This window comes from Cupriavidus sp. 30B13, assembly GCF_049059565.2.
In the GTDB taxonomy this organism is placed as follows: domain Bacteria; phylum Pseudomonadota; class Gammaproteobacteria; order Burkholderiales; family Burkholderiaceae; genus Cupriavidus.
In genome coordinates, this window is sequence record NZ_CP188224.1 from 301754 (window position 1) to 324579 (window position 22826).

Genomic DNA, 22826 nt, shown 5'->3' on the forward strand with positions numbered 1-22826 from the left:
GGATGGCGCCGGTCGCGGCTGTGGCGGGTCTTGCAGAGTTTTTCCGCATCGACGGAGCGATTCTCCCGCCGGCGCCGCCGCCTCACAACCGATTTATACTGCGGCCGACACGTCAGGAAAACTCACGCATTTCATCGCATATCCGATCCCACGAGAGAGAGGCCGCATGCACTGGCTTGGCTGGATCCGTTTCTTCGAGGCCGCGGCGCGGCACCAGAGCTTCATGCGCGCGGCCGACGAGCTGCACCTGACCCACGGCGCGGTCAGCCGCCAGATCCGCCAGCTGGAGGACGCGCTCGGCGTGGCGCTGTTCGAGCGGCGCAACCGCGCCGTGTTCCTGACCGAGGCCGGCCACATCCTGCACGCGGCGGCCTCGCAGTCGCTCGAGCTGCTGGCCGGCGCGGCCGACCGCATCCGCGCGCAGGGCCGGCAGCAGGCGCTGGTGCTGTCGTGCGAACCCACCATCGCCATGCGCTGGCTGATCCCGCGCCTGCCGCGCTTTGCCGAGGCGCACCCGGACATCGCGCTGCACCTGATGGCCGCCGGCGGCCCGCTCGATTTCGCGCGCGGCGGCGTCGACCTGGCGCTGCGCCGCAACGACTTCCCGTTCGGCCCGCAACTGCATGCGCAGGAAGTCGCCGAGGAATGGGTGGGCGTGGTGTGCCGCGCGGGTACCACCGGCCTGGCCACGCTGCCGCGCCTGCATACGCGCTCGCGCCCGCAGGCCTGGCAGCGCTGGGCGCAGGCGGCCGGCGTGAGGCAGCGCTTCGGGGCCGACGCCTGGTATGAACATTTCTACCTGACCATCCAGGCCGCCGCCGCCGGGCTCGGCTGCGCCATCGCCTCGCGCCTGATGGTGGCCGACGAGATGGCCGACGGCCGCCTCGCCGCGCCGTTCGGCTTCGTGCGCGACGGCTCTTCCTACCACCTGCTCTCGCCGGTGGCCTTCGAGCGCGACGAGCGGCGCCGCGCGGTGCGCGACTGGCTGTGCCGCGAGGCGCGGGCGTCGCTCGATGCGCAGCCGTCCGGGGTGACCGCGCCGGCACCCTCGCCGCGCGCACGCGGCGAGGCTCCGCGCGCGCGGCGGGGCAGGGCCGCGCGGGCAACTCGCGGGGCAGACATTTGACCTCCGCCGGACGGCCACCCCACGGAAGTCTGGCTCAAGATTTGCCACACGTTGCCGTAGACCAAACAAGAGCTTGCGCAGCGACAGGCGCCGCGCTTAACATGCTGCGGCGCTGGCCGCCCGCACCCTCCGTGCGCGGTCCAGCCCGTTTTCCCGTCGCAAGCCAGTCTGGCGCGACGCAGGCCTCTCAAGACGTTTGCGTGATTTCATGAGTCTCCAAGATTCCCCGGAGCAATCCGATCAGGACGCGGGTGCGTCGCCAGACGACCGCTACCGCCTCACCCATTCCTCGCAGATCGGCACCGTGCTGCGCGACCTGGCGTGGCAGAAATGCATCCTCAACGTGCGCGCGCGCAGCGCGCACGAGATGGTCACCACCGTCCTGCACGTGGATCCGGCCAGCCGCACCTTCGTGTTCGACTGGTGCCGCACCGAACCGGAGCGCGAGGCCCTGCTGGCCTCCAGCGAGAATGCGTTTTCCGCCTCGCTGCGCGGCGTGCCCGTGAACTTCGTGATCGGCGCGCCCGAAGCCACCGAGTTCCAGGGCGCGCCCGCGTTCGTCGCGCCGTTCCCCGAGAAGATGTACCACCTCCAGCGCCGCCGCCATTTCCGCGCGCGCACGCTGCTCACCAAGGGTTATGTCTGCAGCATCAAGACGCCGGACGGCGCCCAGCTCAAGCTCGACATCGCCGACTTGTCGCTGTCCGGCGTGGGGCTGCGCTCGAAGACGGTGGACGCCACGCGCCTGCCGGTCGGCACCACGGTGGCCGGCGCCAAGCTGGACTTCGGCTCGCTGGGCAAGGTCGAACTGAGCCTGCAGGTGGTGGGCCACTGGCTGGCAGGACGCGACGACAGCGCCATCCACCATTTCGGCTGCGCCTTCTCCAATCTCGACGGCCGCATGGAAAACTTCCTGCAGCGCCTGGTGTTCTCGCTGGAGCTGGCCAGCCGCGGCTGAGCGTGGCGGCGGCCCGCGCCGGCCCGCGCCATGCGGCAGGCGCAAGGCCTGCGGCTCGCCTACGCGGCGATCAGCTTGCCGATGGCCACGGCGGCCTCGCGCATCGGCGGCAGCAGCCGCGCGACCATCTCCGCCTCCGATACCTGCGTCGCCTTCATGCTGACGCTGATGCCGGCCATCACGCTGCCGGACATCCCCCGCACCGGCACCGCGATGGCGCGCAGGCCGGGCTCCAGTTCCTCGTCCACCACCACGTAGTCCAGCTCGCGCGCATTGGCGAAGCTGGTTTCCAGCTCGGGCCGCGAGATCTTGGTCTGCAAGGTGCGCGGGCGCAGGTCCACGCGGTCGAAGAAATCTTCCAGCGCCGGCTCGGCCAGGTGTGCCAGCAGCAGGCGCCCGATCGAGGTGCAATACGCCGGCAGCCGGCTGCCCATGCCGAGCGAATAAGTGAGCACGCGCTGCACTTCCGAGCGCACCAGGTAAAGGATGTCGGTGTCGTCGAGGATGGCCAGCGCCGAGGTCTGCTGGATCCGCGCGCTGAGGCCGTCGAGGATGGGCTGGGCCAGCGACACCAGCGCCGTGGACGAGAAATACGCGTGGCCCAGGTGCAGCACGCGCGGGCGCAGCGCGAACTGGCCGCCCTGCTGGCTGACGTAGCCGAGCTGCTCGAGCGTGTACAGGCAACGCCGCACGGAGGCGCGCGACAACTGCGTGCGCTGCGCTACCTGGGAGATGGTCAGCGGACGCTTGCGCTCGGAGAAGGCCTCGAGCACGCTCAGGCCGCGCGCCAGCGACAGCATGAAGTTCGGGTCGCCGGAGAAGCTGTTGAGAAGGTCGGCCTGGGGACGGGCGACGCGGACAGTGGCGGCCGGTGCCTGGCCAGGGCTGCTGGGAAGGGAGGCGTCCATTGGGCGGTGCGCGCATGTCGTTCGATAATCGCGCATCTTAAACCCCCTCGGCCCACCGGGCCAGCGCTTTTCTTGTGCGCGCCGCCTCGTTCTGGTGCCAGCGCCCGCGCCGCGGACAAAAAAACGTCGCCGTCCCAAGGTGGCGGCGACATCGAAGGGTGCCATCAAGACGGGGGTCTTGGCGGCGTTTCCAGCATAGGACGTCACACGAAGACATTACATACAACTTCGGAGGGGATAAAAGTATGGGAAAAGGCTCACTGCCGCCCCGCGCCGGGGCGGGTAGAATCGCGCCCTTGTTTCCCATGCCGATCCTGCCATGACCGACCAGCCCGAACTGTCCGCCGACCCAGCCGGGGATGACGCCGAAAAGATCCAGGAAGCCCGCCTGTGGCGCGCCGACGGCTGGACCGCCCGCGTGATCAAGAACGAGGACGACGACGGCTGGGCCGTGGCCATGATCAAGGACGGCGAGCCGGAGCCCGCCCTGGTCGGCCCGTGGACCATGGGCCGCGACAAGAAGAACCCCAAGCCGCTCGATGCCGGCGCGTTCTCCACGCTGGTCAAGACCGCATCCGAGGTGCTGCGCCGCCACGAGCAGCAATTGCACGCCATGCTGCACAAGAGCGTGCTGGTGGACACCGACACGGCGCGCATTGCGGTCACGCTCGACATCGTGCCGGACGAAGACAATCCCTACGCGGTGCTGCGCGCCCGCGACGAGCTCGGCGAGGAACTGGCCCAGGTGCGCGTGTCGCCCGCCTTCAGGCTGAGCAAGGCCAGCGCCGCGGCCTGGATCGAGAACGAATACCGCCGCCCGAACTGAGGCCCTGCGCCGGGTTCGTGTGTCTTCAGCCGCGCGCCAGCAGCACCAGCGCGATGGCCACCGCCGCCGGCGCGGCCTGCACCCACAGGATCCGCCTGCCGGCCGTGCAGGCGCCGAACACGCCGGCCACCAGCACGCAGCCGAGGAAGAACAGCTGCACCGGCACCGCGTCGCCGGCCAGACCCCACAGCAGGCCGGCGGCGAGGAAGCCGTTGTAGAGCCCCTGGTTGGCCGCCAGCGCCCGGCTGGCGGTGGCGAACTCCTGCGTCAGCCCGAACGCGCGCAGGCCGCGGGGTTTGTCCCACAGGAACATCTCAAGCACCATGATGTAGACGTGTTCCAGCGCCACCAGCGCGACTGCTGCAAGGGACAACCATTTCATGGACAAGGCTCTCGGGAAAGTACGGCGGGGTTGGGAATCGTCGGGGAAAATCGTCGCCGGAAATCGTCGCCGGCGGGGGTGGCGGCTCAGTCCGCCGCGGCCGGCGCCAGCCGCGCGATCAGCGCCGCGTGGCGCGGGTGCGCGGCCTGCAGGCGGGCGGCGTCGGCCAGCTCGAACTCGCCGAACTCGAACCCGGGCGCCACCGTGCAGCCGACCAGCGAGAACCCGTCCGGATCGCTGCGCTCGGCGGCGAACCAGCAGCCCGCCTTCACCACCGCCTGGAATACCGCGCTGTCGTCAGCCAGCGCGTCGCCGAGCCGGTGCGTGGTCAGGCTGCCGTCCGCCTCCAGCACGTGCACGTGGAGCGGGCAGCCGGCGTAGAAGTGCCACACCTCGTCGGCGCGGATGCGGTGCCATGCCGAGTACGCCCGGTCGCACAGCAGGTAGTAGATCGCAGTGGAGGCGGCATGCGTGGCCACGCCGCCGGCCCCTTCGCGCGCCACGCGCGCGCCGTCGCGATGGGTCTCGCGGTAATAACCGCCTTCGGGATGCGCCTGCAGGCCGAAGCGCGCGATCAGCTTGTCTTGCAGGGCGGGGTCGGCGGGCATGCGTGGCTCCGGGTGCGGGCAGGAAAAGTGGACAGGAACAGGCAGCCGACATGATGCCTGCTGCCCGCGGAAAAGTCAGCGTGCCGCGCGCGCGGCGTTGCTTGAAGGATTTTGAGGCTGCCGTGCAAGACTGTGCCCGCATGACGGGCGCCGTGGTGGCACACTAGCGCTTATGCCCGCCGGCGCGGACATCCCGTGCGCGCCGCCAGAGATCCCGGGCAGGCAATGACGCGGAGAGTGGCGTGGGCGGTGTGGGCGAACTGAAAACCTTGCTTGAGAACCACGGCGTGGTGCTGGTGTTTCTCAACGTGCTGGCCGAGCAGGCCGGGCTGCCGGTGCCGGCCGTGCCCATGCTGTTCGTGGCGGGGGCGCTCGGCATGCGCGAGACCGGCCCGTCGATCGGCGTGGTGCTGGCGGCGGTCATCGTGGCCTGCCTGATTGCCGACACCGCGTGGTATTTCGCCGGCAAGCGGCTGGGCCAGCCGATGCTGCGCACCATCTGCCGCGTTTCGATCTCGCCCGACAGCTGCATCCGCCAGACCCAGTCGCTTTACCTGCGCGTGGGCCCGCGCTCGCTGGTGTTCGCCAAGCTGCTGCCGGGCGCCGGCGCGCTGTCCACCGCCATGGCCGGCATGACCGCCACGCCGTTCGCGGTATTCCTGTTCTACGATGCGCTGGGCGCGCTGGTGTGGGCTGGCGGCGCGCTGCTGATCGGCATCGTGTTTACCGATTTCGTCGAGGTGATCCTGCTCGCCTTCAGCACCTACGGCCCGCTGGCGGTCATGGCGGTGCTGGCCGCCTTCGCGGCCTTCGTGGCGTACAAGTTCGTGCGGCGCGTGCGGCTGCTGCGCCGCACGCGCCGGGTGCGCCGCATGACGGTCGAAGAACTGGAGTCGCGCCGCACCGGCGAGCGCGTCCCGCTGGTGCTCGACGTGCGCAGCAGCGCCGACGAACGGATTCCCGGCGCCGTGACCATGGACCTGCACGCGCCGCTGGAGCTGCTGGCGGCCCATCCGGTGACCACCGAGATCGTCATCTACTGCGCGTGCCCGAACGAAGTGTCCGCGGCGATCCTCGCCGAGCGGCTGCAGGGCGCGGGCTACCTCAACACCTGGGCGCTGGCCGGCGGCTTCGACGAATGGAAGCGCCTGCACGACAACGCCTCGGCCGTGGAAGACCTGGCACAGGAACCCGCGCCGCGCGCTTCCTGAGCGCGCGCGCTTCAAGCGCTCTCGCGGGGCTTGCCGCCGCCCTGGCAGCGGCCCTAGCAGCCGACCCAGTAGGCGTATCCCACCAGCCGCTCGCCGAGGAAATACAGGCGGTACTGGTCGCCGTCGCCGTCCAGCGTGTACAACGCGGTGTAGGCCAGGTGCTCGAGCGGATCGCCCTCGTCGCGGTCGGACGGGCTGCGCACCTTGCCCGGCGCTTCCGCCATCTTCCAGCGCGGGTTCTTGCGCAGCGCCGCGTCGAGCTGGGCCAGCGTTGTCGCGGCGGTGATGTCGCGGCCTTCGAGCTTGAGCGTCAGGCCGGCCGGAATGCCGTGCAGGGCGCGGATCACGGCGTCGCCGCTGCGGCCCACCTCGATCAGCGCGTCCGGGTAGCGGTAGTCCATGAGGTGCTCTTCGTCGAGCGCCGTGCCGCATTCTTCCTGGTTGGGCGTGATGTCGGGCGGCTTGCCCCAGGCCGCCTGCACGTCCGCCATGCTCGACAGCCCGCGCAGGGCCACCAGCGGGCGCGCCAGCGGCGCGGGGGCGAAGGGGGGCGCGTCATCGGGCGGCGCGGCATCGCCGGCGCGCGCGGCCGGCGTGCCGGAGGCCGGCGCCGGTGCAGCCGGTGCCGGCGTCTCGCGCTCGCAGCCGGGCAGTGCCGCCAGCGCGGAGCAAGCGGCGAGGATCGACAGGCAGCGCGGCAACAGCGCCGTGCCGGCGGGGGTGTTCAGGCAGGACTTCATGCAAAAAGAATAGCCGCTAGGGCAGGGACCGCGTCAGGTGCGCAACCATACACCGAAGCCGGCGCGCTGAACATGCCCGCTTGGTGGGTTGCCGAACCGAAGCCGGCCGCCATGGCCCCCGGCGGCCGCTTTGCTGTCCGCCTCCCTGCCCGCTTCCCTGCTTGCCTCCCCGCCCGCTTCGCTGCCGTCCGTGGCGCCGCCTATACTTGGGCGGACATCTGCGAGGGAGAGCCGCATGCCTGCCGAAGACCAGCCTTCCGGAGATGAGCCCGCCCGCATTGCGCGGCGGCGCCGGCAACTCGGCATTCCCCGGCGCGCGCGCGACGGCGAGGGCAACTGGGCGCTGGCGCTGTCGGGCGGCGGCATCCGCAGCGCCACCTTCTGCCTGGGCGTGATGCAGGCGCTGGCCAAGGCGCCGCCGCCGCAGCTGGCCGGGCGGGCGCGCCCGCCGGATGCCGTCCCCGCCGACGTGCAGGAGGGTGATGGCCCCGACGCCATCGAGCCGGCTCCCGCGCCGGCCACCGCCGCGCTGCTGGGCCAGTTTGACTACCTTTCCACCGTCAGCGGCGGCGGCTACCTCGGCGCCTTCTTTTGCAGCCTGTTCGTGCCCGGGCGCCTGAAGCCCGGCACCAGCAACACCGAGGCCGCGGCGCTGGCCTACCGCGCGCTGGAGCAGGAACCGCCCGGGCGCATCCGTTCCTCGGTGTCCTACGCCGCCGAGCCAGGCCGCGCCGCGCTGGCGTGGCTGCGCGAGAACGGTCGCTACCTGACGCCGGCCGGCGGCGGCGATTCGCTCTACGCGGCCGCGCTGGTGGTGCGCAACTGGTTCGCCATGCAGTACGTGATCGGCAGCGCGCTGCTGTTACTGCTGGCCGTGCTGGCGTTGCTGCGCCATCTTGCCGTGGGCTGCTGGATCGGCCTGGGCCGGCATCAGATGGACCTGCTGCACGACGCGCGCCAGGTATTCAACGAAGGCGGCCTGGCGATCTGGTGGAGCGAGCTGCTATGGCTGCCGCTGGCCGCGCTGCTGTTGCTCGCGGTGCCGCCCGCGATAGCGTACTGGCTGGTCTACCCGGACGCCGGCGACGCGCGGCCGGCGCTGCGCTTCGACAGCCTGGCCACGCGGCTGGCCGTGCTGGCGGGCGTGGCGATGCTGGCGCTGGCGGCGTGGCTGCGCTGGCTCGGGCCGGGCCTCGTCTTGTCCAGCCTGCTGCTGGGCGCGGGGGTGCTGGCCCTGCTCGGCGTGGCCTGCTGTTTCGTCCTGTGCCGCCAGCAGCCCGCCACCGTGCAGGCGTACCGCGTGCGCGCCACGCGCGCGCTGAGCAACGCAGCGGGCATCGTGCTGTGGCTGGCGGCGCTGGGCGTGGCGGACACGGTGGCGCGCACGTTCTACCTGTACACGCAGTCCAGCGGACATCCGTGGGGCGCGCTCGGGCCGGCCGGCGCGCTGGGCGGCCTAGTCTGGCTGGTGCGCTACGGCGCCGGCATGCTCGACGGCAAGGGCGAGGGCGGCAAAGGCAGCGGCGGCATCGTGGCGTGGCTGGCGGGGCTGCCGGTCTCGCTGCTCGCCGGCATCGCCGCCGCCGTGCTGGCGCTGCTGGTCTTCATGCTGTGGTCGTGGCTGGTGCTGTGGGTACGCTGGAACGGCGCCGAGCCGGTCGACTGGCTGGTGTTCGGCAATGCCTACACCACGCCCGTGCTGGGCATGCTGAGCATGCTGGCGCTCGGGCTCACGCTGATCGCCGGGCGCTTCGCCGGCTTTCTCAATCTCTCCACGCTGCAGCAGTTCTACTCGGCGCGGCTGACGCGCGCTTACCTGGGCGGCTCCAACGGCCAGCGTTTCGCGCCGCCCGCCGGCGCCGGGTCCGCCGCGCGGCAGCACGCCGCGCAGCGCGCGCGCCTCAGCGTGGCCGAGCCGGCCGAGGGCGACGCGCTGAGCCTCAATGCCTACTACGATCCCGCCATGCTGGCGCCGCTGCACCTGATCAACGTCACGCTCAACCTGACCGTGGATCCGGGCGAGCAACTGGTGCAGCGCGACCGCAAAGGCAAGCCGCTGTGCATCGCGCCCGGGCCGTTCACGCTGCCGCCCACCATGGCGCGCGGGCTGCCGCCCGACGCCTTCGTGCGCTTCACGGTGGACGGGCAGCGCTTCTTCCCGGAGACACACAAGGCCGGCGGCAGCGAGCTTGCGCAGTCGCGCACGCTGGGCGACTGGATTGCCACCTCGGGCGCGGCGATTTCCACCGGGCTGGGACGCGCCACCACGCTCGGCACTTCGCTGCTGCTGGGCCTGGCCAACCTGCGCCTGGGCACGTGGTGGCCGTCCTATCCGCTCGATGCGGGCAGCGCGCCGCGCGCCGGCGGCGCCGAGCGCGACCGCGTGCAGGCCGACCGGCCCGGCAAGCCGTGGCTCGGCGCCGGCATCTCGCTGTTGCGCACGCAGTACTACCTGGCCTGCGAACTGAGCGCGCGTTTCCATGGCACCCACCGCGGCTGGCAGTACCTGTCGGACGGCGGCCATTTCGAGAACACCGCCGTGTACGAGCTGCTGCGCCCGGAGCGCGCGGTGTCGCTGATCGTGCTGTGCGATTGCGGGGCGGACCCGCATTACCAGTTCGGCGACCTTGCCAACCTGATCCGGCTGGCGCGCATCGACATGGGGCTAGAGATCGTGGTCGACAGCGCCGCCGCGGAAGACCCCCTGCTCGGCAGCGTGTTCGGCACGCCCGCGGATTTCCCGCCGCAGGCGCGCGGCGCGGCCAGCGACAAATGCGCGCTGCTGCTCAACGTCTATCGCGCCGGCGAGCCCGCCGCCGCGCGCAGCCCGGTGACGCGCATCGTGCTGCTCAAGCCGTGCCCGCTCGCCAGCGCGCCGGCCGACGTTCGGCAATACGGCGCCGGCCATCCCGCCTTCCCCCAGGAGCCCACCAGCGATCAGTTCTTCGACGAGGCGCAGTGGGAGAGCTATCGCGAGCTCGGCTTCGCCATCGGCCAGCGCGTGTTCGGCGGCGGCGCGGCCGGCGACGCGGTGGCGCGGGCGCTCTGGGCGCGCTGACGCGGTCGGCCGGGCTGCGCGTGCCCTGGCGCGCATCGCTTGCGGCGGCACGGCGGCCGCCGTGCGCGCCGCGTGGCTGCGCGGCCCGATTCTCCGGCCGGCCCCGCCGCGCCAATGTGCGCGGGCGCACGGACCTTGGCCGTTTTTCCGCTGACGATCGTCGGATGCCTGAGCCGCGGTGCCCCTGCCATGGCGCGCGCGGCGCTTCGGAGGAGAGTCACTCATGTTTGCAGATGCGCCCCGCATCCTGATCTATAGCGCGCCCTTCTATCCGCTGCTGGGCGGCATGGAGCGCTATGCCGAAGACCTCGCCAGCGGCCTGGCGGAACTCGGTTATGACGTGCAGCTTGCCACCCGCACGCCGCCCGGACCGCAGGCCGATGCGGACCGCTTCAGCTTCCGCGTGCTGCGTATCGCCCGCGCGCGCGAACTGGCGGCGGCGATGCTGCGCAACGACCTCACGCTGTTCGTTGGCCTGACCGTGCTCGATGTCATGCTGGCCATGCTGCTGTTGCGCCGGTTCGTGGTGACCCATCATGGCGTCTATTCGCTGCACGGAGACACGCGGCGCTTTTCGAAGGGCACGGTCAAGCGCTGGATGCCCCGCTTCTTCGCCAACATCAGCGTCAGCCACTACCTGGCCAGCTGCCTAGCCGGCAGGCACACAGTCATCCACAATGGCTATCGCGACGACCTGTTCGTGCCGGGCAACGCCGCGCGCCCGCCCGGCAGCTTTATCTTCGTGGGGCGGCTGGTGTCGGACAAGGGCGCGGAGCTGCTGGTGCGCGGCTTTGCCAGGTTGCATGCCGCGCGGCCGCAGGCGCGGCTGACCATCGTCGGGGAAGGGCCGGAGCGTGCCGCTCTCGTGCAACTTGCCGCGACACTCGGCTGCGATGACGCGATCGTGTTCGCGGGCGGGCAGCCCTCGGAGGAGGTAGCGCGGCTGCTCTCGCGTCATCAGTGCCAAGTGGTGCCCTCGGTCAGCGAGGAGCCGTTCGGCATTGTGGCGCTGGAGGGGCTGGCGGCCGGCTGCGAGATGATCGTCACCCGGCGCGGCGGGCTGCCCGAGGCCACCGGCGGCTTCGGCTGGATCGTGGACGCCAGCGCGGATGCCATTCATGACGCCATGAGCGAGGTCCTGGCCGGGCGGTCCATGCGCCGCGAGCCGGCCGTGTCGGCTTTCCTGCGGGATCACGAACGGCTGGCGGTGGCCGGTCAATACGCCGATGCGCTCGCGCTGCTGCTGCCGCCGCGCCAGTGGCACGATGCACGCTTGAGGAACGCTGCGGCCGGCCGCCCGCCGGCTTGACGTTGCGGGGGGCTTGCTAGTCTTCGTCGTGCATCGCGCCATGCACCGCGCGCTCGTCGACCCTGCTCATCGTGCGCAACAGGTGGGTGATTGTTACGCGCCCAGTGGGATCGAGGTCGCCCAAGGTCTGCATCGGAGGTGCGGTGCGTCAACGGCACGGCTTCCCTGTCCGCAAGGGAAGGGCGGCGGCGCCTGCCGCCAAAGCGCTACCATATGCCGTGCCGCGCGCTGCGCCCCACGCAGGAATCCGGTTTTTCGCATCGGTGAAAGCCAGCGCCGCCGTCAGGGTCACGCCTTGCCGTCCGGCATGGCGGCGCGGACAATGGAGCACAGTTGTGCGCCGCCATGCCGCGACCGGGCCGCGGCGCCGAACCGAGAGAAACCACGACATGCCTCCTGCCGTTGCCGCTTTCGCGCGCGCCCGCATTGCCGCAGCGCGGCTTCCCGCTTAGGTGAACCGCCGTGGATGACGCCGACGCCTGCGCGCGCGACGCGGTGCCGCCGCCCCGGGCAGCCGGCGCGGCGGACGCCGACGATGCCCCGCTGCGGCTGGCGCGCACGCGCACGGCCCGCACGCTGCTGACCGCGCTGGCGCTGCTCAGCCTGGGCGTGGCCATCCTTGGCCTGTTCATACCGGGGCTGCCCAGCACGGAGTTCGTGCTGCTGGCCGCCTGGGCCGCGGCGAAGGGCTCGCCGCGCCTGCACGCGTGGCTGCTCGGCCATCGCGTGTTCGGCCCCATGCTCTACAACTGGCACCACGGCCGCATGGTCAGCCGCCGCGCCAAGTGGAGCGCCACGGCGGCGATGGCGGTGTGCGCCGGCGTGCTGCTGTACGGCATGCACCGGCCCTGGCTGGCCTACGCCGCCATCGCTTGCATGGCCTGCGTGCTGGCGTGGCTGTGGCGGCGGCCCGAGCCGCCTGCTTCCTGAGACGTCGTTTCAAAAAGATCCTGGCGTCGTTGCGCGGTCTTGCCGTACTACTCGTACTGTCCGTACTGCCTGCGGCCGCGCCCTTGCAGGCGCGCGCCGCTGCGCAGGCGGATCACCGCGCGATCCGAATTCCCTGCTACGCCCTGGCCAGGACCGTTTCGCTTCATTTTGAAACAGCTTCTAAGCCGCCTGCGGCACCTTAGTCCTGGTCGCCCTGGCGGCCCTGGCGGCCTTTTCCGGCCACGCCAGCATCGCCATCTCCGCCAGTCCTTCCAGCGCGGCGCGCGTGGCGCCGTCGCGCGCCTGCATCGACATGCCCTGCATCACCGCATTGAAGAAGCGCGCCAGCGCCGCGGCATCGGTGTCCGCGGGCAGTTCGCCCTGGGCGATGCCGGCCTCGATGCGCGCCTGCATGGCCTGTTCCTTTTCCCGGCGGCGCAGGCGCAGCGTGTCTTCGATGTAGGCGCAGTCGGCCGAGCAGCTGGTGCCGCTCATCAGGAAGCAGCCGGCCGGGCTGCCCTTGGCGCTGAACAGCGCGGCCGCGCCGGTCAGCAGGCCGGACACGGCCTCGCGCGCGCTGCCGCCGGCTTCCAGCGGGCCGTACAGCAGCGCGCCGTGGGTCTCCGCGTAGCGGTCCACGGCTTCGTAGAACAATTGCTCCTTGCTGCCGAAGGCGGCGTACAGGCTGGGGGCGGTGATCGCCATCGCCTCGGTGAGCGCGGCGACCGAGGTGGACTCGTAGCCGTGACGCCAGAACAGCGCCAGGGCCTGGCCCAGCGCCGTGTCGCGATCGAATTGCCGGGGCCGTCCGCGGCCCGCGCCGGAAACACTCTTTTTCATAGTGGTCATTATATTTTTCCGTTGCCAGTCGCACCAGCCTGTGATTAATATAGCGATCGTTCAATAAATCGTCGAGCCGGCATCAGGCCGCCTGCCGCCTGCCGCCTGCGGGGCCGCAGCCCGCCGTCTCCCTCGATGTCCCTTATTCGCCGCCATGATTCCCTATTCCCTGCTTGACCTGTCCCCCATCGTGGAAGGCGGCGACGCCGGCCAGGCCATGCGCAATACGCTTGCGCTCGCCCAGCACGCCGAGCGCCTCGGCTACCACCGCTTCTGGCTGGCCGAACACCACAACATGCCCGGCATCGCCAGCGCCGCCACCGCGGTGCTGATCGGCCATGTCGCCAACGGCACTTCCACCATCCGCGTGGGCTCGGGGGGCATCATGCTGCCGAATCACTCGCCGCTGGTGGTGGCCGAGCAGTTCGGCACGCTCGAAGCGCTGTTCCCGGGCCGCATCGACCTCGGCCTGGGCCGCGCGCCCGGCACCGACCAGTCCACCGCGCGCGCGCTGCGCCGCAGCGCCACGCAGGATACCGCCGACGCCTTCCCGCAGGACGTGGAAGAGCTGCAGGCGTACTTCGACGCGCCGCGCCCCGGCCAGCGCCTGCGCGCGGTGCCCGGCGCGGGCCTGAAGGTGCCGCTGTGGCTGCTCGGCTCCAGCCTGTTCAGCGCGCAGCTGGCTGCCGCGATGGGCCTGCCGTTCGCGTTTGCCTCGCACTTCGCGCCGGGCTTCATGCGCCAGGCGGTGGATCTCTACCGCCAGACCTTCCGCCCGTCCGAGCAGCTCGACCGGCCGCACGTCATGCTCGGGCTCAACGTCTTCGCGGCGGATACCGAGGCGCAGGCGCGGCGCCTGTTCAGCTCGCTGCAGCAGCAGTTCCTGGCGCTGGTGCGCGGCACGCCCGGCCCGATCCGCCCGCCGGTGGACGATATCGAGTCGCTGTGGAGCGAGACCGAGGCCACGCACATCCGCCGCTCGCTGGCCTGCTCGGTGGTGGGCGACGCGGCCGGCGTGCGCGCCGGCCTGCAGCGCTTCGTCGACGACCTGCGCCCGGACGAGCTGATGCTCACTGCGCAGATCTACGACCACGAGGCCCGGCTGCGCTCGTTCGAGATCGCCGCGCAGGCCATGCGGGATCTCGCGCCCGCCGCGCGCGCCGCGCTGTGAGCCGGCCCGGCTGAAAGCCGGAAAGAGGAGAAAGGGAAAAAGGGAGAAACGGGTGGCCACGCCCCGCGCGCCCGCCAGCAAGCTTTCCGTTCCCTGCCTACAATGTGCTTTCCGCCGCGCCGGACACCGGCGCGGCACCCTGCCGCCGCGGGCGCGGCTTGACGGGGGCACATGCAACTCGCGGAGCAAAACGGATGACCTCAAGCATCACCAAGCGCAAACTGGGCAGGTCCGGGCTGGAAGTCTCGCCCCTGGCATTCGGCGGCAACGTGTTCGGCTGGAGTGCCGACGAGGCCACCTCCTTCAAGCTGCTCGATGCCTTCGTCGGCGCCGGGCTCAATTTCATCGATACCGCCGACGTCTATTCCCGCTGGGTGCCCGGCAACCAGGGCGGCGAATCCGAGACCATCCTCGGCAAGTGGTTCAAGCGCAGCGGCAAGCGCGCCGACGTGGTGCTGGCGACCAAGGTCGGCATGGACATGGGCGAAGGCCGCAAGGGCCTGTCGCGTGCCTATATCGAGCGCGCCGTCGATGCCTCGCTGCAGCGCCTGCAGACCGACTACATCGATCTCTACCAGTCGCACACCGACGACCAGGACACGCCGCTGGAAGAAACGCTGGACGCCTACGACCGCCTCATCAAGGCCGGCAAGGTGCGCGCCATCGGCGCTTCCAACTACGGCGCCGCGCGCCTGGCCGAAGCGCTGGAAACCAGCGCCCGCCTCGGCCTGCCGCGCTACGAAAGCCTGCAGCCGAACTACAATCTCTACACCCGCGCGGCCTACGAGGCCGAGCTCGAACCGCTGGTGCTGCGCGAAGGGCTGGGCGTGCTCAACTACTATGCGCTGGCCAGCGGCTTCCTGAGCGGCAAGTACCGCTCCGAGGCCGACCTCGACAAGAGCAGCGCGCGCGGGCAGACCGTCAAGGCCTACCTGAACGAGCGCGGCCTGGGCATCCTGGCCGCGCTCGACGAAGTGGCGGCACGCCGCGGCGCCAATCCCACGCAGGTCGCGCTGGCGTGGCTGATCGCGCGTCCCGGCATCACCTCGCCCATCGCCAGCGCCACTTCGGTGGCGCAGCTCGACGACCTGATCGCCGCCACGCGCCTGCAGCTCGGCGCCGACGACATCGCCCTGCTCGACAAGGCCAGCGCCTGAGCGCGGCCGCACCGGGAGCAGACATGGACAGCAATCACGGCCAGGCGAAGGACGCCGGCAAGCACGGCCTCGGCGACGTCAAGGCGCTGGTGTTCGACGTGTTCGGCACGGTGGTCGACTGGCGCAGCAGCGTCAGCGCCGACCTCGCCGCCTTCGGCCAGCGCAAGGGCATCGAGGCGGACTGGGTGGCGTTCGCGGACGCCTGGCGCGCCGGCTACGTGCCCGGCATGGACCGCGTGCGCGAGGGCGCGCGGCCGTGGGCCAACATCGACGTGTTGCACCGCGAGCGGCTCGACGTGCTGCTCGACGAGTTCGGCATCGAAGGCCTGGACGAGGCGGAGAAGGATTACCTCAACCGCGCCTGGCACCGGCTCTCGGGCTGGCCCGACACCGTGCCGGGCCTCACGCGCCTGAAGCAGCGCTACATCCTCAGCACGTTTTCCAACGGCAGCGTGCCGTGCCTGATCGGCATGGCCCGGCACGCCGGCCTGCCGTGGGACGCCATCTACAGCGCGGACGTGGTGCGCCACTTCAAGCCCGACCCGCGCATCTACCGCGGCGTGATCGGCTTCCTCGGCCTGCATCCGCACGAGGTGATGCTGGTTGCGGCGCACAACGGCGACCTGCGCCACGGCCGCTCGCACGGCATGCGCACGGCCTACGTCAACCGGCCCACCGAATACGGGCCGAAGCAGTCCAAGGACCGCGCCGCCGAGTCCGACTGGGACGTGGTGGTGAGCAGCATGACCGAGCTGGCCGACCGGCTCTGCTGAAGCCGTCCCGCGCGGGCAGGCCCATGCGCCCGCCCGCGCACATCCCCCGCGGGCGGCGCCGCGCATGCACTGCGCGCCGCACATTGCGTCAAGAGGTTTGCCCAAGCCGCTCCCTGTCGGATACATTAGGATTCACGGCCGCCCGTCATTCCAGAGGCACGCAGAGCCGGACGGCGGCCACGCCGGGAGACGACAAGGAGACGACGATGGACCTGCGGCAACGCGAGCACATCGACACGGTAGTCCAGCTCACCACGCACGCCGGCGCGCTGTTGCCGCGCCTGCCGCGCGCGCCCGAGACCATCATCCAGAATTCCTGGCGGCGCTGCGTGCACCAGTACGGGCTCGACCCCGCGCGCATGCAGCAGGCCTGCATCCTGCCGCAGACGCGGCTGCGCGAGCACCAGCAGCGCATCGACGATTTCACCCGCATCGCGCGCCACGGCCTGCAGACGCTCTACAGCCAGGTGGCCGGCATGGGCTACGTGGTGCTGCTCACCGACGCGCAGGGCGTGACCGTGGACTACCTCGGCGACGCCAGCGCCGACGCGCGCCTGCGCCGCGCCGGCCTGTACCTGGGCGCGCAGTGGAGCGAAGCCGGCGCCGGTACCTGCGCGGTGGGCACCGCGCTGGCCACCGGCCAGGCGCTGACCGTGCACCAGGCCGACCATTTCGACGCCACCCACATCCCGCTGACCTGTACCGCCGCGCCGCTGTTCGACTCGCACGGCAGCCTCTGCGCCATCCTCGACATCTCCGCGCTGACCTCGCCGCAGGCCAAGGACAGCCAGGGCCTGGCGCTGCAGATGGTGCGCATCTACGCCAGCCATATCGAGAACGCCAGCTTCCTGCGCAGCCATCGCGAGGACTGGATCCTCAAGCTCGACGCCGCGCCGGAATTCGTCGACGTGAACCCGGAATACCTGCTCGCGCTCGACGCCGCCGGCCGCGTGACCGGCCACAACCGGCGCGCGCAGCAGATGCTGGAGGCCGAGCTGGGCGCGGGCGGCGGCGTATCGAGTGTATCGGGCATACCAGGCGCGCCGGTGCTGGGCATGGCCTTCGAGGCGCTGTTCGACGCGCGCCTGGGCGAACTTGGCCGCTTCGTCCATTCGCGCCCGAGCGAGCAGCGCGCGCTGGCCTTGTCGCGCAGCGGCACGCGGCTCTACCTGAGCGTGATGCCGCCGGCGCCGCGCTGGCAGCCGGCCGTGGCCGAGCGCGGCGCGCCGCTGCAGGCGCCGCTGGCGGCCCTGTGCGGCGGCGATGCCGCGCTGCAGCAGCAATTGCAGCGCGCCGCCAGGCTGGTGGATTCGCCGATCAACCTGCTGATCAACGGCGAGACCGGCAGCGGCAAGGAATACCTGGCCAAGGCGCTGCACCAGGCCAGCGCGCGCCGCGGCGGGCCGTTCGTGGCGGTCAACTGCGCGGCGATCCCCGAGACGCTGATCGAGAGCGAACTGTTCGGCCACCTGCCCAACAGCTTCTCCGGCGCCGGCTCGCGCGCCAAGCGCGGCCTGATCCAGGAAGCGGACGGCGGCACCCTGTTCCTCGACGAGATCGGCGACATGCCGCGCGAGCTGCAATCGCGCCTGCTGCGCGTGCTGGCCGAAGGCGAGGTGCTGGCCATCGGCGCCGCGCGCCCGGTGCCGGTCAACGTGCGCGTGATTTCCGCCACGCACCACCCGCTGGATCAACTGGTCAGCAGCGGGCGCTTCCGCGAAGACCTGTACTACCGCCTCAACGGCGCGCGCCTCGCGCTGCCGCCGCTGCGCGAGCGCACCGACCTGGACTGGCTGATCGGCAAGATGCTCGGCGCGGGCGTCGTCGGCGCCGACTCCGCCGACTCCGCCGTCAGCCTGTCGCCGGCGGCGCGCGCGCGCCTGCATGCGCACGCCTGGCCTGGCAACCTGCGCGAGTTGCGCAACGCGCTCGAATACGCGCGCGCGGTCTGCACCGGCGGCCATATCGAAGTGGAAGACCTGCCCGAAGGCATTGGCGCCGCACCGCACCAAGCGGGCTTGCTGGCGCCGGCGCTGCCGCCTGCCAGCGCGGCGGCGCCAGCGGTCCAGCCGGCGCCGGCCATCGGCACCGATCCGCCCTTCGATCCGCACCAGCTCCCGCCCGAGGGCATGCTGCTGATGCAGTACCTGCGCGCCGCGGGCTGGAACCTGAGCGCGGTGGCGCGCCAGATCGGCGTGAGCCGCATGACGCTGTATCGCCGCATGGCGCGCTATGGCATCGCCTCGCCGAACCGGCGCGACGCGCCGCACTGAGCGCGCGACACCTGTCGCGCGGCGGTACACCTGATGCTGTGACACCTGTCACGCCGCGGCCCCGGCTGTCTCGCGGGCGGCCGCTTTTTTTGCGGGTAATCCCGGTTTTTTTCCGCGCTTTTGCCGCCTTGCCTGCGTGTGCGCCGGGTGGCACGCCCATTGCGATATCCCTGCCACAAGATAAAACGGCAGGAGACCAGGCATGGGTGAGCAGACGCTGGCCGCGCGGCCGCTGGTGGGCATCATCGCCAATCCGATCTCGGCGCGCGACATCCGCCGCGTGATCGCCAACGCCAATACGCTGCAACTGGCCGACCGCGTCAATATCGTGCTGCGCCTGCTGGCAGCGCTGGCCGCCTGCGGCGTGGGCCGCGTGCTGATGATGCCGGACCGCGAGGGCATGCGCGTGCTGCTGGCGCGCCATCTGACGCGCCGCCAGGGGCCGGACGCCGCGCTGCCCGAGGTGGAATACCTCGACATGCCCGTCACCGCGCGCGTGGACGACACCTTCCTGGCCGCGCGCATGATGCGCGAGGCGGGCGTGGCCGCCATCATCGTGCTCGGCGGCGACGGCACCCACCGCGCCGTGGTGCGCGAATGCGCCAGCGTGCCGATTGCCGGCATCTCCACCGGCACCAACAACGCCTATCCCGAAATGCGCGAGGCCACCATCACCGGCCTTGCCACCGGCCTGTTCGCCAGCGGGCGCATTCCCGCCGCGCAGGCGCTGGCCGCCAACAAGCGGCTCGACGTCCGCATCGCCGGCGAACGCGAAGTGCGCCACGACATCGCGCTGGTGGACGCCGTGATCTCCCACGAGCATTTCATCGGCGCGCGCGCGCTGTGGAAGACCGAGACGCTCGGCGCCGTGTACCTCGCCTTCGCCGATCCGCAGGCCGTCGGCCTGTCCGCCATCGGCGGGCTGCTCGAGCCGGTGGGCCGGCATGAGGCCGGCGGCCTTGCCATCGAACTCGCCGCCGCCGGCGCAGGCCGCTTCGAGCTGCGCGCGCCGATCGCGCCGGGGCTGCTGAGCACGGTGCCCATCGCCGGCTGGGAGCGCCTGGCCGACGGCGTGCCGCACCGCGTGCGCCAGCGCAGCGGCATCGTCGCGCTGGACGGCGAGCGCGAGCTGGTGTTCGGCGCGCACGACGAAGTCACCGTGACGCTGCGCGAGCGCGCCTTCCTCAGCCTCGACGTGGCCGCCTGCATGCGCTACGCCGCCGCCGCCGGACTGATGCGCTGCGGGCGCGCGCCGCCGCCCGCTTCCCGCCCGCCCACGCTTGCCGAGAGCCTTACCGCCACCACAAAACCGTGAAGGAGACAGACATGACCACCCCAGCCAGCCAGAACACCTTGCCGCTCGGCAAGGAAGACCTGCTCGCCGTGTACCGCCGCATGCGCACCATCCGCGATTTCGAAGAACGCCTGCACGTGGACTTCGGGCGCGGCGACATTCCCGGCTTCGTTCACCTCTACGCCGGCGAGGAAGCCGCCGGCGTCGGCATCCTGCATCACCTCGGCGACGGCGACCGCATCGCCAGCACGCACCGCGGCCACGGCCACTGCATCGCCAAGGGCGTGGACCCGGTGGCGATGATGAAGGAGATCTACGGCCGCAAGGGCGGCTCGTGCAACGGCAAGGGCGGCTCCATGCATATCGCCGACCTGTCCAAGGGCATGATGGGCGCCAACGGCATCCTCGGCGCGGGCGCGCCGCTGATCTGCGGCGCCGCGCTGGCCGCCAAGTTCCGCGGCAAGGGCGAGGTCGGCATCACGTTTGCCGGCGACGGCGCCTCCAACCAGGGCACCTTCCTGGAGAGCCTGAATCTGGCCGCCGTGTGGAACCTGCCGGTGATCTTCGTGATCGAGAACAACGGCTACGCCGAGTCCACCGCGCGCGAGTACGGCACCGCCGTGGACAGCTACGTCGACCGCGCCGCCGGCTTCGGCATTCCCGGCGTGACGGTGGACGGCACCGACTTCTTCGCCGTGCACGAGGCCGCCGGCGAAGTCATCAGGCGCGCCCGCGAAGGCGGCGGCCCCGCGCTGCTCGAATGCAAGATGGTGCGCTTCTACGGCCATTTCGAGGGCGACGCGCAGACCTACCGCGCCAGCGGCGAGCTCGACGACATCCGCGCCAACAAGGATTGCCTGAAGAAGTTCGCCGTCACCGTGACGCAGGCCGGCGTGATCGCGCCGGAGGAACTGAAGGCCATCGACGAGCAGGTCGCCGCGCTGATCGAGGACGCCGTGCAGCAGGCCAAGGCCGCGCCGTTCCCCACCGCCGCCGACCTGCTGACCGACGTGTACGTCAGCTACTGAGCGCGCCGCAGACCGGACCGCACGAACAGCACAGACAGGAGACCACACCATGTCCCGCAAACTCAGCATGAAGCTGGCGATCAACGAAGCGATCGACCAGGAAATGACCCGTGACCCGAGCGTGATCATGCTCGGCGAGGATATCGTCGGCGGCGCCGGCGCGGACGGCGAGAAGGACGCCTGGGGCGGCGTGCTCGGCGTCACCAAGGGCCTCTACGCCAAGCACGGCGACCGCCTGCTCGACACGCCGCTGTCCGAGTCCGCCTACGTCGGCGCGGCCATCGGCGCGGCGGCCTGCGGCATGCGCCCCATCGCCGAGCTGATGTTCATCGACTTCATGGGCGTGTGCTTCGACCAGATCTTCAACCAGGCCGCCAAGTTCCGCTACATGTTCGGCGGCAAGGCCGAGACCCCGGTGGTGATCCGCGCGATGGTGGGCGCGGGCTTTCGCGCGGCGGCCCAGCACAGCCAGATGCTCACGCCGCTGTTCACGCATATCCCGGGGCTCAAGGTGGTGTGCCCGTCCACGCCGTACGACACCAAGGGTCTGCTGATCCAGGCCATCCGCGACAACGACCCGGTGATCTTCTGCGAGCACAAGAACCTGTACGGCTTCGAAGGCGAGGTGCCGGAGAACTCGTATGCGATTCCGTTCGGCGAGGCCAACATTGTGCGCGACGGCAAGGACGTGTCCATCGTCACCTATGGCCTGATGGTGCACCGCGCGCTCGAAGCCGCCGCCACGCTGGCCAAGGAAGGCATCGAGGCCGAGGTGGTGGACCTGCGCTCGCTCTCGCCGCTCGATATCGACACCGTGCTGGAGACCGTGGAAAACACCGGCCGCCTGGTGGTGGTGGACGAGGCCAGCCCGCGCTGCAACATCGCCACCGACATCGCCGCGCAGGTCGCGCAGCGGGCTTTCGGCGCGCTCAAGTCCGGCATCGAGATGGTGTGCCCGCCGCACACGCCGGTGCCGTTCTCGCCCGCGCTGGAAGATCTCTACATCCCCAGCGCGGCGCAGATCGCCGAGGCCGCGCGCAAGACCGTGAAAGGAGGAAAACACTGATGGCCGAGATCACCCCGATCGTCATGCCCAAGTGGGGCCTGTCGATGAAAGAAGGCACCGTCAACGACTGGCTGGTGGAAGAGGGCGCGCAGATCACGGTGGGCATGCCCATCCTCGACGTGGAGACCGACAAGATCGCCAATGCCGTGGAAGCGCCCGACGCCGGCACGCTGCGCCGCAAGGTCGCCGCCGTGGGCGACGTGCTGCCCGTCAAGGCGCTGCTCGGCGTGCTGGCCCCGCCCGAGGTCAGCGACGCCGAGATCGACGTCTACGTGGCCGCCTACGAAACCCCGGCCGCCGACGAAGACGACGCCGAAGCGGGTGCCGCCGCGTACCAGTTCATCGACATCGGCGGCATCCGCGTGCGCTACGCCAGGCGCGGCGAAGGCGCCGAGACCGTGCTGTTCCTGCACGGCTTCGGCGGCGACCTCGACAACTGGCTGTTCAACCTCGACGCGCTGGCCGACGCGCACACCGTGGTCGCGCTGGACCTGCCCGCGCACGGCCAGTCCACGCCGAAGCTGCCCGGCACCACGCTGGCCGCGCTGGCCGGCTTCGTCGCGCAGTTCATGGACGCGCTCGATATCGACCAGGCGCACCTGGTGGGCCACTCGATGGGCGGCGGCGTGGCCGCGCAACTGGCCGTGGACGCGCCGCAGCGCGTGCGCTCGCTGGCGCTGGTCTCGCCGGTCGGCCTCGGCGACGAGATCAACCACGGCTACACCGAAGGCTTCGTCAACGCGCAATCGCGGCGCGACCTCAAGCCGGTGATAGAACTACTGTTCGCCGACACCGGCCTGGTCAGCCGCCAGATGCTGGACGACCTGCTCAAGTACAAGCGCCTCGACGGCGTGGCCGAGGCCCTGGCCAGCCTCGGCAACAGCCTGTTCGGCGGCGGCCGGCAGACCGAACAGCCGGGCCGCAGGCTAGGCGGCAAGCCGGTGCTGGTGGTGTGGGGCGCGCAGGACCGCGTCATTCCGGCCGCCCATGCGCAGAACGCGCCGGCCGGGGCGACCGTCAGGGTTCTTGAAGACGCCGGGCATATGAGCCAGATGGAGCGGGCCAGTGAGTTCAACGCGCTGTTGAAGGCGCATTTGGGAGGGTGAAGGCGGCCGCGCAGCGTGAAAGACACTTTTCAATCTATTCAATATCCATTCATTTTCTGCCT

Annotated in this window: 20 protein-coding genes; 15 read left to right on the forward strand and 5 right to left on the reverse strand. The window is 70.9% G+C overall.

From position 1 onward, the window contains the following. Window positions 1-166: 166 nt before the first annotated feature. A complete protein-coding gene (locus tag ACKI2N_RS20685) occupies window positions 167-1126 on the forward strand; it encodes a LysR substrate-binding domain-containing protein (RefSeq protein WP_420997797.1) in 960 nt (319 codons plus the stop codon). A 208-nt stretch (window positions 1127-1334) separates the two neighbouring features. Then, window positions 1335-2084 (forward strand): flagellar brake protein, encoded by a 750-nt coding sequence (locus ACKI2N_RS20690; protein WP_420997796.1) that lies wholly within the window; start codon window positions 1335-1337, stop codon window positions 2082-2084. Between the two features lie 59 nt (window positions 2085-2143). Here the strand turns inward: ACKI2N_RS20690 and ACKI2N_RS20695 are convergent, their stop codons facing one another. Then, window positions 2144-2992 (reverse strand): IclR family transcriptional regulator domain-containing protein, encoded by an 849-nt coding sequence (locus ACKI2N_RS20695; RefSeq protein ID WP_420997795.1) that lies wholly within the window; start codon window positions 2990-2992, stop codon window positions 2144-2146. Between the two features lie 319 nt (window positions 2993-3311). On the opposite strand from ACKI2N_RS20695, the gene ACKI2N_RS20700 reads away from it, so the two are divergent. Next, window positions 3312-3818: a hypothetical protein gene (locus tag ACKI2N_RS20700; protein ID WP_420997794.1), complete on the forward strand. Its 507-nt coding sequence runs from the start codon at window positions 3312-3314 to the stop codon at window positions 3816-3818. Between the two features lie 25 nt (window positions 3819-3843). Here the strand turns inward: ACKI2N_RS20700 and ACKI2N_RS20705 are convergent, their stop codons facing one another. Together ACKI2N_RS20705 and ACKI2N_RS20710 are read right to left on the reverse strand one after the other, a co-directional pair. Continuing rightward, window positions 3844-4200 (reverse strand): DUF1304 domain-containing protein, encoded by a 357-nt coding sequence (locus ACKI2N_RS20705; RefSeq protein ID WP_420997793.1) that lies wholly within the window; start codon window positions 4198-4200, stop codon window positions 3844-3846. A gap of 86 nt (window positions 4201-4286) precedes the next feature. Continuing rightward, complete coding sequence (locus ACKI2N_RS20710) at window positions 4287-4808, reverse strand: cupin domain-containing protein (protein WP_420997792.1); 522 nt, start codon at window positions 4806-4808, stop codon at window positions 4287-4289. A gap of 251 nt (window positions 4809-5059) precedes the next feature. Here ACKI2N_RS20710 and ACKI2N_RS20715 point away from each other — a divergent pair, with 251 nt between their 5' ends. After that, window positions 5060-6019 (forward strand): VTT domain-containing protein, encoded by a 960-nt coding sequence (locus ACKI2N_RS20715; RefSeq protein WP_420997791.1) that lies wholly within the window; start codon window positions 5060-5062, stop codon window positions 6017-6019. Window positions 6020-6072: 53 nt separating this feature from the next. On the opposite strand, the gene ACKI2N_RS20720 is transcribed toward ACKI2N_RS20715, so the two are convergent. Continuing rightward, window positions 6073-6759 (reverse strand): hypothetical protein, encoded by a 687-nt coding sequence (locus ACKI2N_RS20720; protein ID WP_420997790.1) that lies wholly within the window; start codon window positions 6757-6759, stop codon window positions 6073-6075. A 235-nt stretch (window positions 6760-6994) separates the two neighbouring features. Between ACKI2N_RS20720 and ACKI2N_RS20725 the strand changes: the two genes are divergently transcribed. The 3 genes from ACKI2N_RS20725 (at window position 6995) to ACKI2N_RS20735 (ending at window position 12056) form a co-directional block, all read left to right on the forward strand. Further along, window positions 6995-9817 (forward strand): hypothetical protein, encoded by a 2823-nt coding sequence (locus ACKI2N_RS20725; RefSeq protein WP_426990924.1) that lies wholly within the window; start codon window positions 6995-6997, stop codon window positions 9815-9817. 223 nt (window positions 9818-10040) lie between these two features. Beyond that, a complete protein-coding gene (locus tag ACKI2N_RS20730; RefSeq protein WP_420997788.1) occupies window positions 10041-11126 on the forward strand; it encodes a glycosyltransferase family 4 protein in 1086 nt (361 codons plus the stop codon). Window positions 11127-11588: 462 nt separating this feature from the next. Then, window positions 11589-12056: a YbaN family protein gene (locus ACKI2N_RS20735; protein WP_420997787.1), complete on the forward strand. Its 468-nt coding sequence runs from the start codon at window positions 11589-11591 to the stop codon at window positions 12054-12056. A 180-nt stretch (window positions 12057-12236) separates the two neighbouring features. Here the strand turns inward: ACKI2N_RS20735 and ACKI2N_RS20740 are convergent, their stop codons facing one another. Further along, the gene (locus tag ACKI2N_RS20740; RefSeq protein ID WP_420997786.1) at window positions 12237-12905 is read right to left on the reverse strand and encodes a TetR/AcrR family transcriptional regulator; all 669 of its coding nucleotides are present in this window, start codon (window positions 12903-12905) and stop codon (window positions 12237-12239) included. A 145-nt stretch (window positions 12906-13050) separates the two neighbouring features. Here ACKI2N_RS20740 and ACKI2N_RS20745 point away from each other — a divergent pair, with 145 nt between their 5' ends. From ACKI2N_RS20745 to ACKI2N_RS20780, 8 genes are all read left to right on the forward strand, one after another. Continuing rightward, the gene (locus tag ACKI2N_RS20745; protein ID WP_420997785.1) at window positions 13051-14067 is read left to right on the forward strand and encodes an LLM class flavin-dependent oxidoreductase; all 1017 of its coding nucleotides are present in this window, start codon (window positions 13051-13053) and stop codon (window positions 14065-14067) included. Window positions 14068-14261: 194 nt separating this feature from the next. Then, a complete protein-coding gene (locus ACKI2N_RS20750; RefSeq protein ID WP_420997784.1) occupies window positions 14262-15224 on the forward strand; it encodes an aldo/keto reductase in 963 nt (320 codons plus the stop codon). Window positions 15225-15247: 23 nt separating this feature from the next. After that, on the forward strand, window positions 15248-15997 hold the full coding sequence (locus ACKI2N_RS20755) for a haloacid dehalogenase type II (RefSeq protein ID WP_420997783.1): 750 nt from the start codon (window positions 15248-15250) through the stop codon (window positions 15995-15997). Between the two features lie 206 nt (window positions 15998-16203). After that, a complete protein-coding gene (locus ACKI2N_RS20760; RefSeq protein WP_420997782.1) occupies window positions 16204-18270 on the forward strand; it encodes a sigma-54-dependent Fis family transcriptional regulator in 2067 nt (688 codons plus the stop codon). 202 nt (window positions 18271-18472) lie between these two features. Beyond that, window positions 18473-19585 (forward strand): ATP-NAD kinase family protein, encoded by a 1113-nt coding sequence (locus ACKI2N_RS20765; protein ID WP_420997781.1) that lies wholly within the window; start codon window positions 18473-18475, stop codon window positions 19583-19585. An 11-nt stretch (window positions 19586-19596) separates the two neighbouring features. Beyond that, window positions 19597-20592: a thiamine pyrophosphate-dependent dehydrogenase E1 component subunit alpha gene (locus tag ACKI2N_RS20770; protein ID WP_420997780.1), complete on the forward strand. Its 996-nt coding sequence runs from the start codon at window positions 19597-19599 to the stop codon at window positions 20590-20592. 49 nt (window positions 20593-20641) lie between these two features. Next, on the forward strand, window positions 20642-21658 hold the full coding sequence (locus ACKI2N_RS20775; protein ID WP_420997779.1) for an alpha-ketoacid dehydrogenase subunit beta: 1017 nt from the start codon (window positions 20642-20644) through the stop codon (window positions 21656-21658). Beyond that, a complete protein-coding gene (locus tag ACKI2N_RS20780; RefSeq protein ID WP_420997778.1) occupies window positions 21658-22764 on the forward strand; it encodes an acetoin dehydrogenase dihydrolipoyllysine-residue acetyltransferase subunit in 1107 nt (368 codons plus the stop codon). Before ACKI2N_RS20775 ends, ACKI2N_RS20780 begins: the two co-directional genes overlap by 1 nt. Window positions 22765-22826: the final 62 nt, after the last annotated feature.

What these genes read in the sequence shown, in the direction of transcription:
- ACKI2N_RS20740 (WP_420997786.1), bottom strand. Translation starts at nt 12,905, where the DNA reads ATGACCACTATGAAAAAGAGTGTTTCCGGCGCGGGCCGCGGACGGCCC.
- ACKI2N_RS20745 (WP_420997785.1), top strand. Translation starts at nt 13,051, where the DNA reads ATGATTCCCTATTCCCTGCTTGACCTGTCCCCCATCGTGGAAGGCGGC.
- ACKI2N_RS20705 (WP_420997793.1), bottom strand. Translation starts at nt 4,200, where the DNA reads ATGAAATGGTTGTCCCTTGCAGCAGTCGCGCTGGTGGCGCTGGAACAC.
- ACKI2N_RS20775 (WP_420997779.1), top strand. Translation starts at nt 20,642, where the DNA reads ATGTCCCGCAAACTCAGCATGAAGCTGGCGATCAACGAAGCGATCGAC.
- ACKI2N_RS20685 (WP_420997797.1), top strand. Translation starts at nt 167, where the DNA reads ATGCACTGGCTTGGCTGGATCCGTTTCTTCGAGGCCGCGGCGCGGCAC.
- ACKI2N_RS20700 (WP_420997794.1), top strand. Translation starts at nt 3,312, where the DNA reads ATGACCGACCAGCCCGAACTGTCCGCCGACCCAGCCGGGGATGACGCC.
- ACKI2N_RS20760 (WP_420997782.1), top strand. Translation starts at nt 16,204, where the DNA reads ATGGACCTGCGGCAACGCGAGCACATCGACACGGTAGTCCAGCTCACC.
- ACKI2N_RS20750 (WP_420997784.1), top strand. Translation starts at nt 14,262, where the DNA reads ATGACCTCAAGCATCACCAAGCGCAAACTGGGCAGGTCCGGGCTGGAA.
- ACKI2N_RS20710 (WP_420997792.1), bottom strand. Translation starts at nt 4,808, where the DNA reads ATGCCCGCCGACCCCGCCCTGCAAGACAAGCTGATCGCGCGCTTCGGC.
- ACKI2N_RS20725 (WP_426990924.1), top strand. Translation starts at nt 6,995, where the DNA reads ATGCCTGCCGAAGACCAGCCTTCCGGAGATGAGCCCGCCCGCATTGCG.
- ACKI2N_RS20695 (WP_420997795.1), bottom strand. Translation starts at nt 2,992, where the DNA reads ATGGACGCCTCCCTTCCCAGCAGCCCTGGCCAGGCACCGGCCGCCACT.
- ACKI2N_RS20770 (WP_420997780.1), top strand. Translation starts at nt 19,597, where the DNA reads ATGACCACCCCAGCCAGCCAGAACACCTTGCCGCTCGGCAAGGAAGAC.
- ACKI2N_RS20690 (WP_420997796.1), top strand. Translation starts at nt 1,335, where the DNA reads ATGAGTCTCCAAGATTCCCCGGAGCAATCCGATCAGGACGCGGGTGCG.
- ACKI2N_RS20755 (WP_420997783.1), top strand. Translation starts at nt 15,248, where the DNA reads ATGGACAGCAATCACGGCCAGGCGAAGGACGCCGGCAAGCACGGCCTC.
- ACKI2N_RS20765 (WP_420997781.1), top strand. Translation starts at nt 18,473, where the DNA reads ATGGGTGAGCAGACGCTGGCCGCGCGGCCGCTGGTGGGCATCATCGCC.
- ACKI2N_RS20720 (WP_420997790.1), bottom strand. Translation starts at nt 6,759, where the DNA reads ATGAAGTCCTGCCTGAACACCCCCGCCGGCACGGCGCTGTTGCCGCGC.
- ACKI2N_RS20730 (WP_420997788.1), top strand. Translation starts at nt 10,041, where the DNA reads ATGTTTGCAGATGCGCCCCGCATCCTGATCTATAGCGCGCCCTTCTAT.
- ACKI2N_RS20780 (WP_420997778.1), top strand. Translation starts at nt 21,658, where the DNA reads ATGGCCGAGATCACCCCGATCGTCATGCCCAAGTGGGGCCTGTCGATG.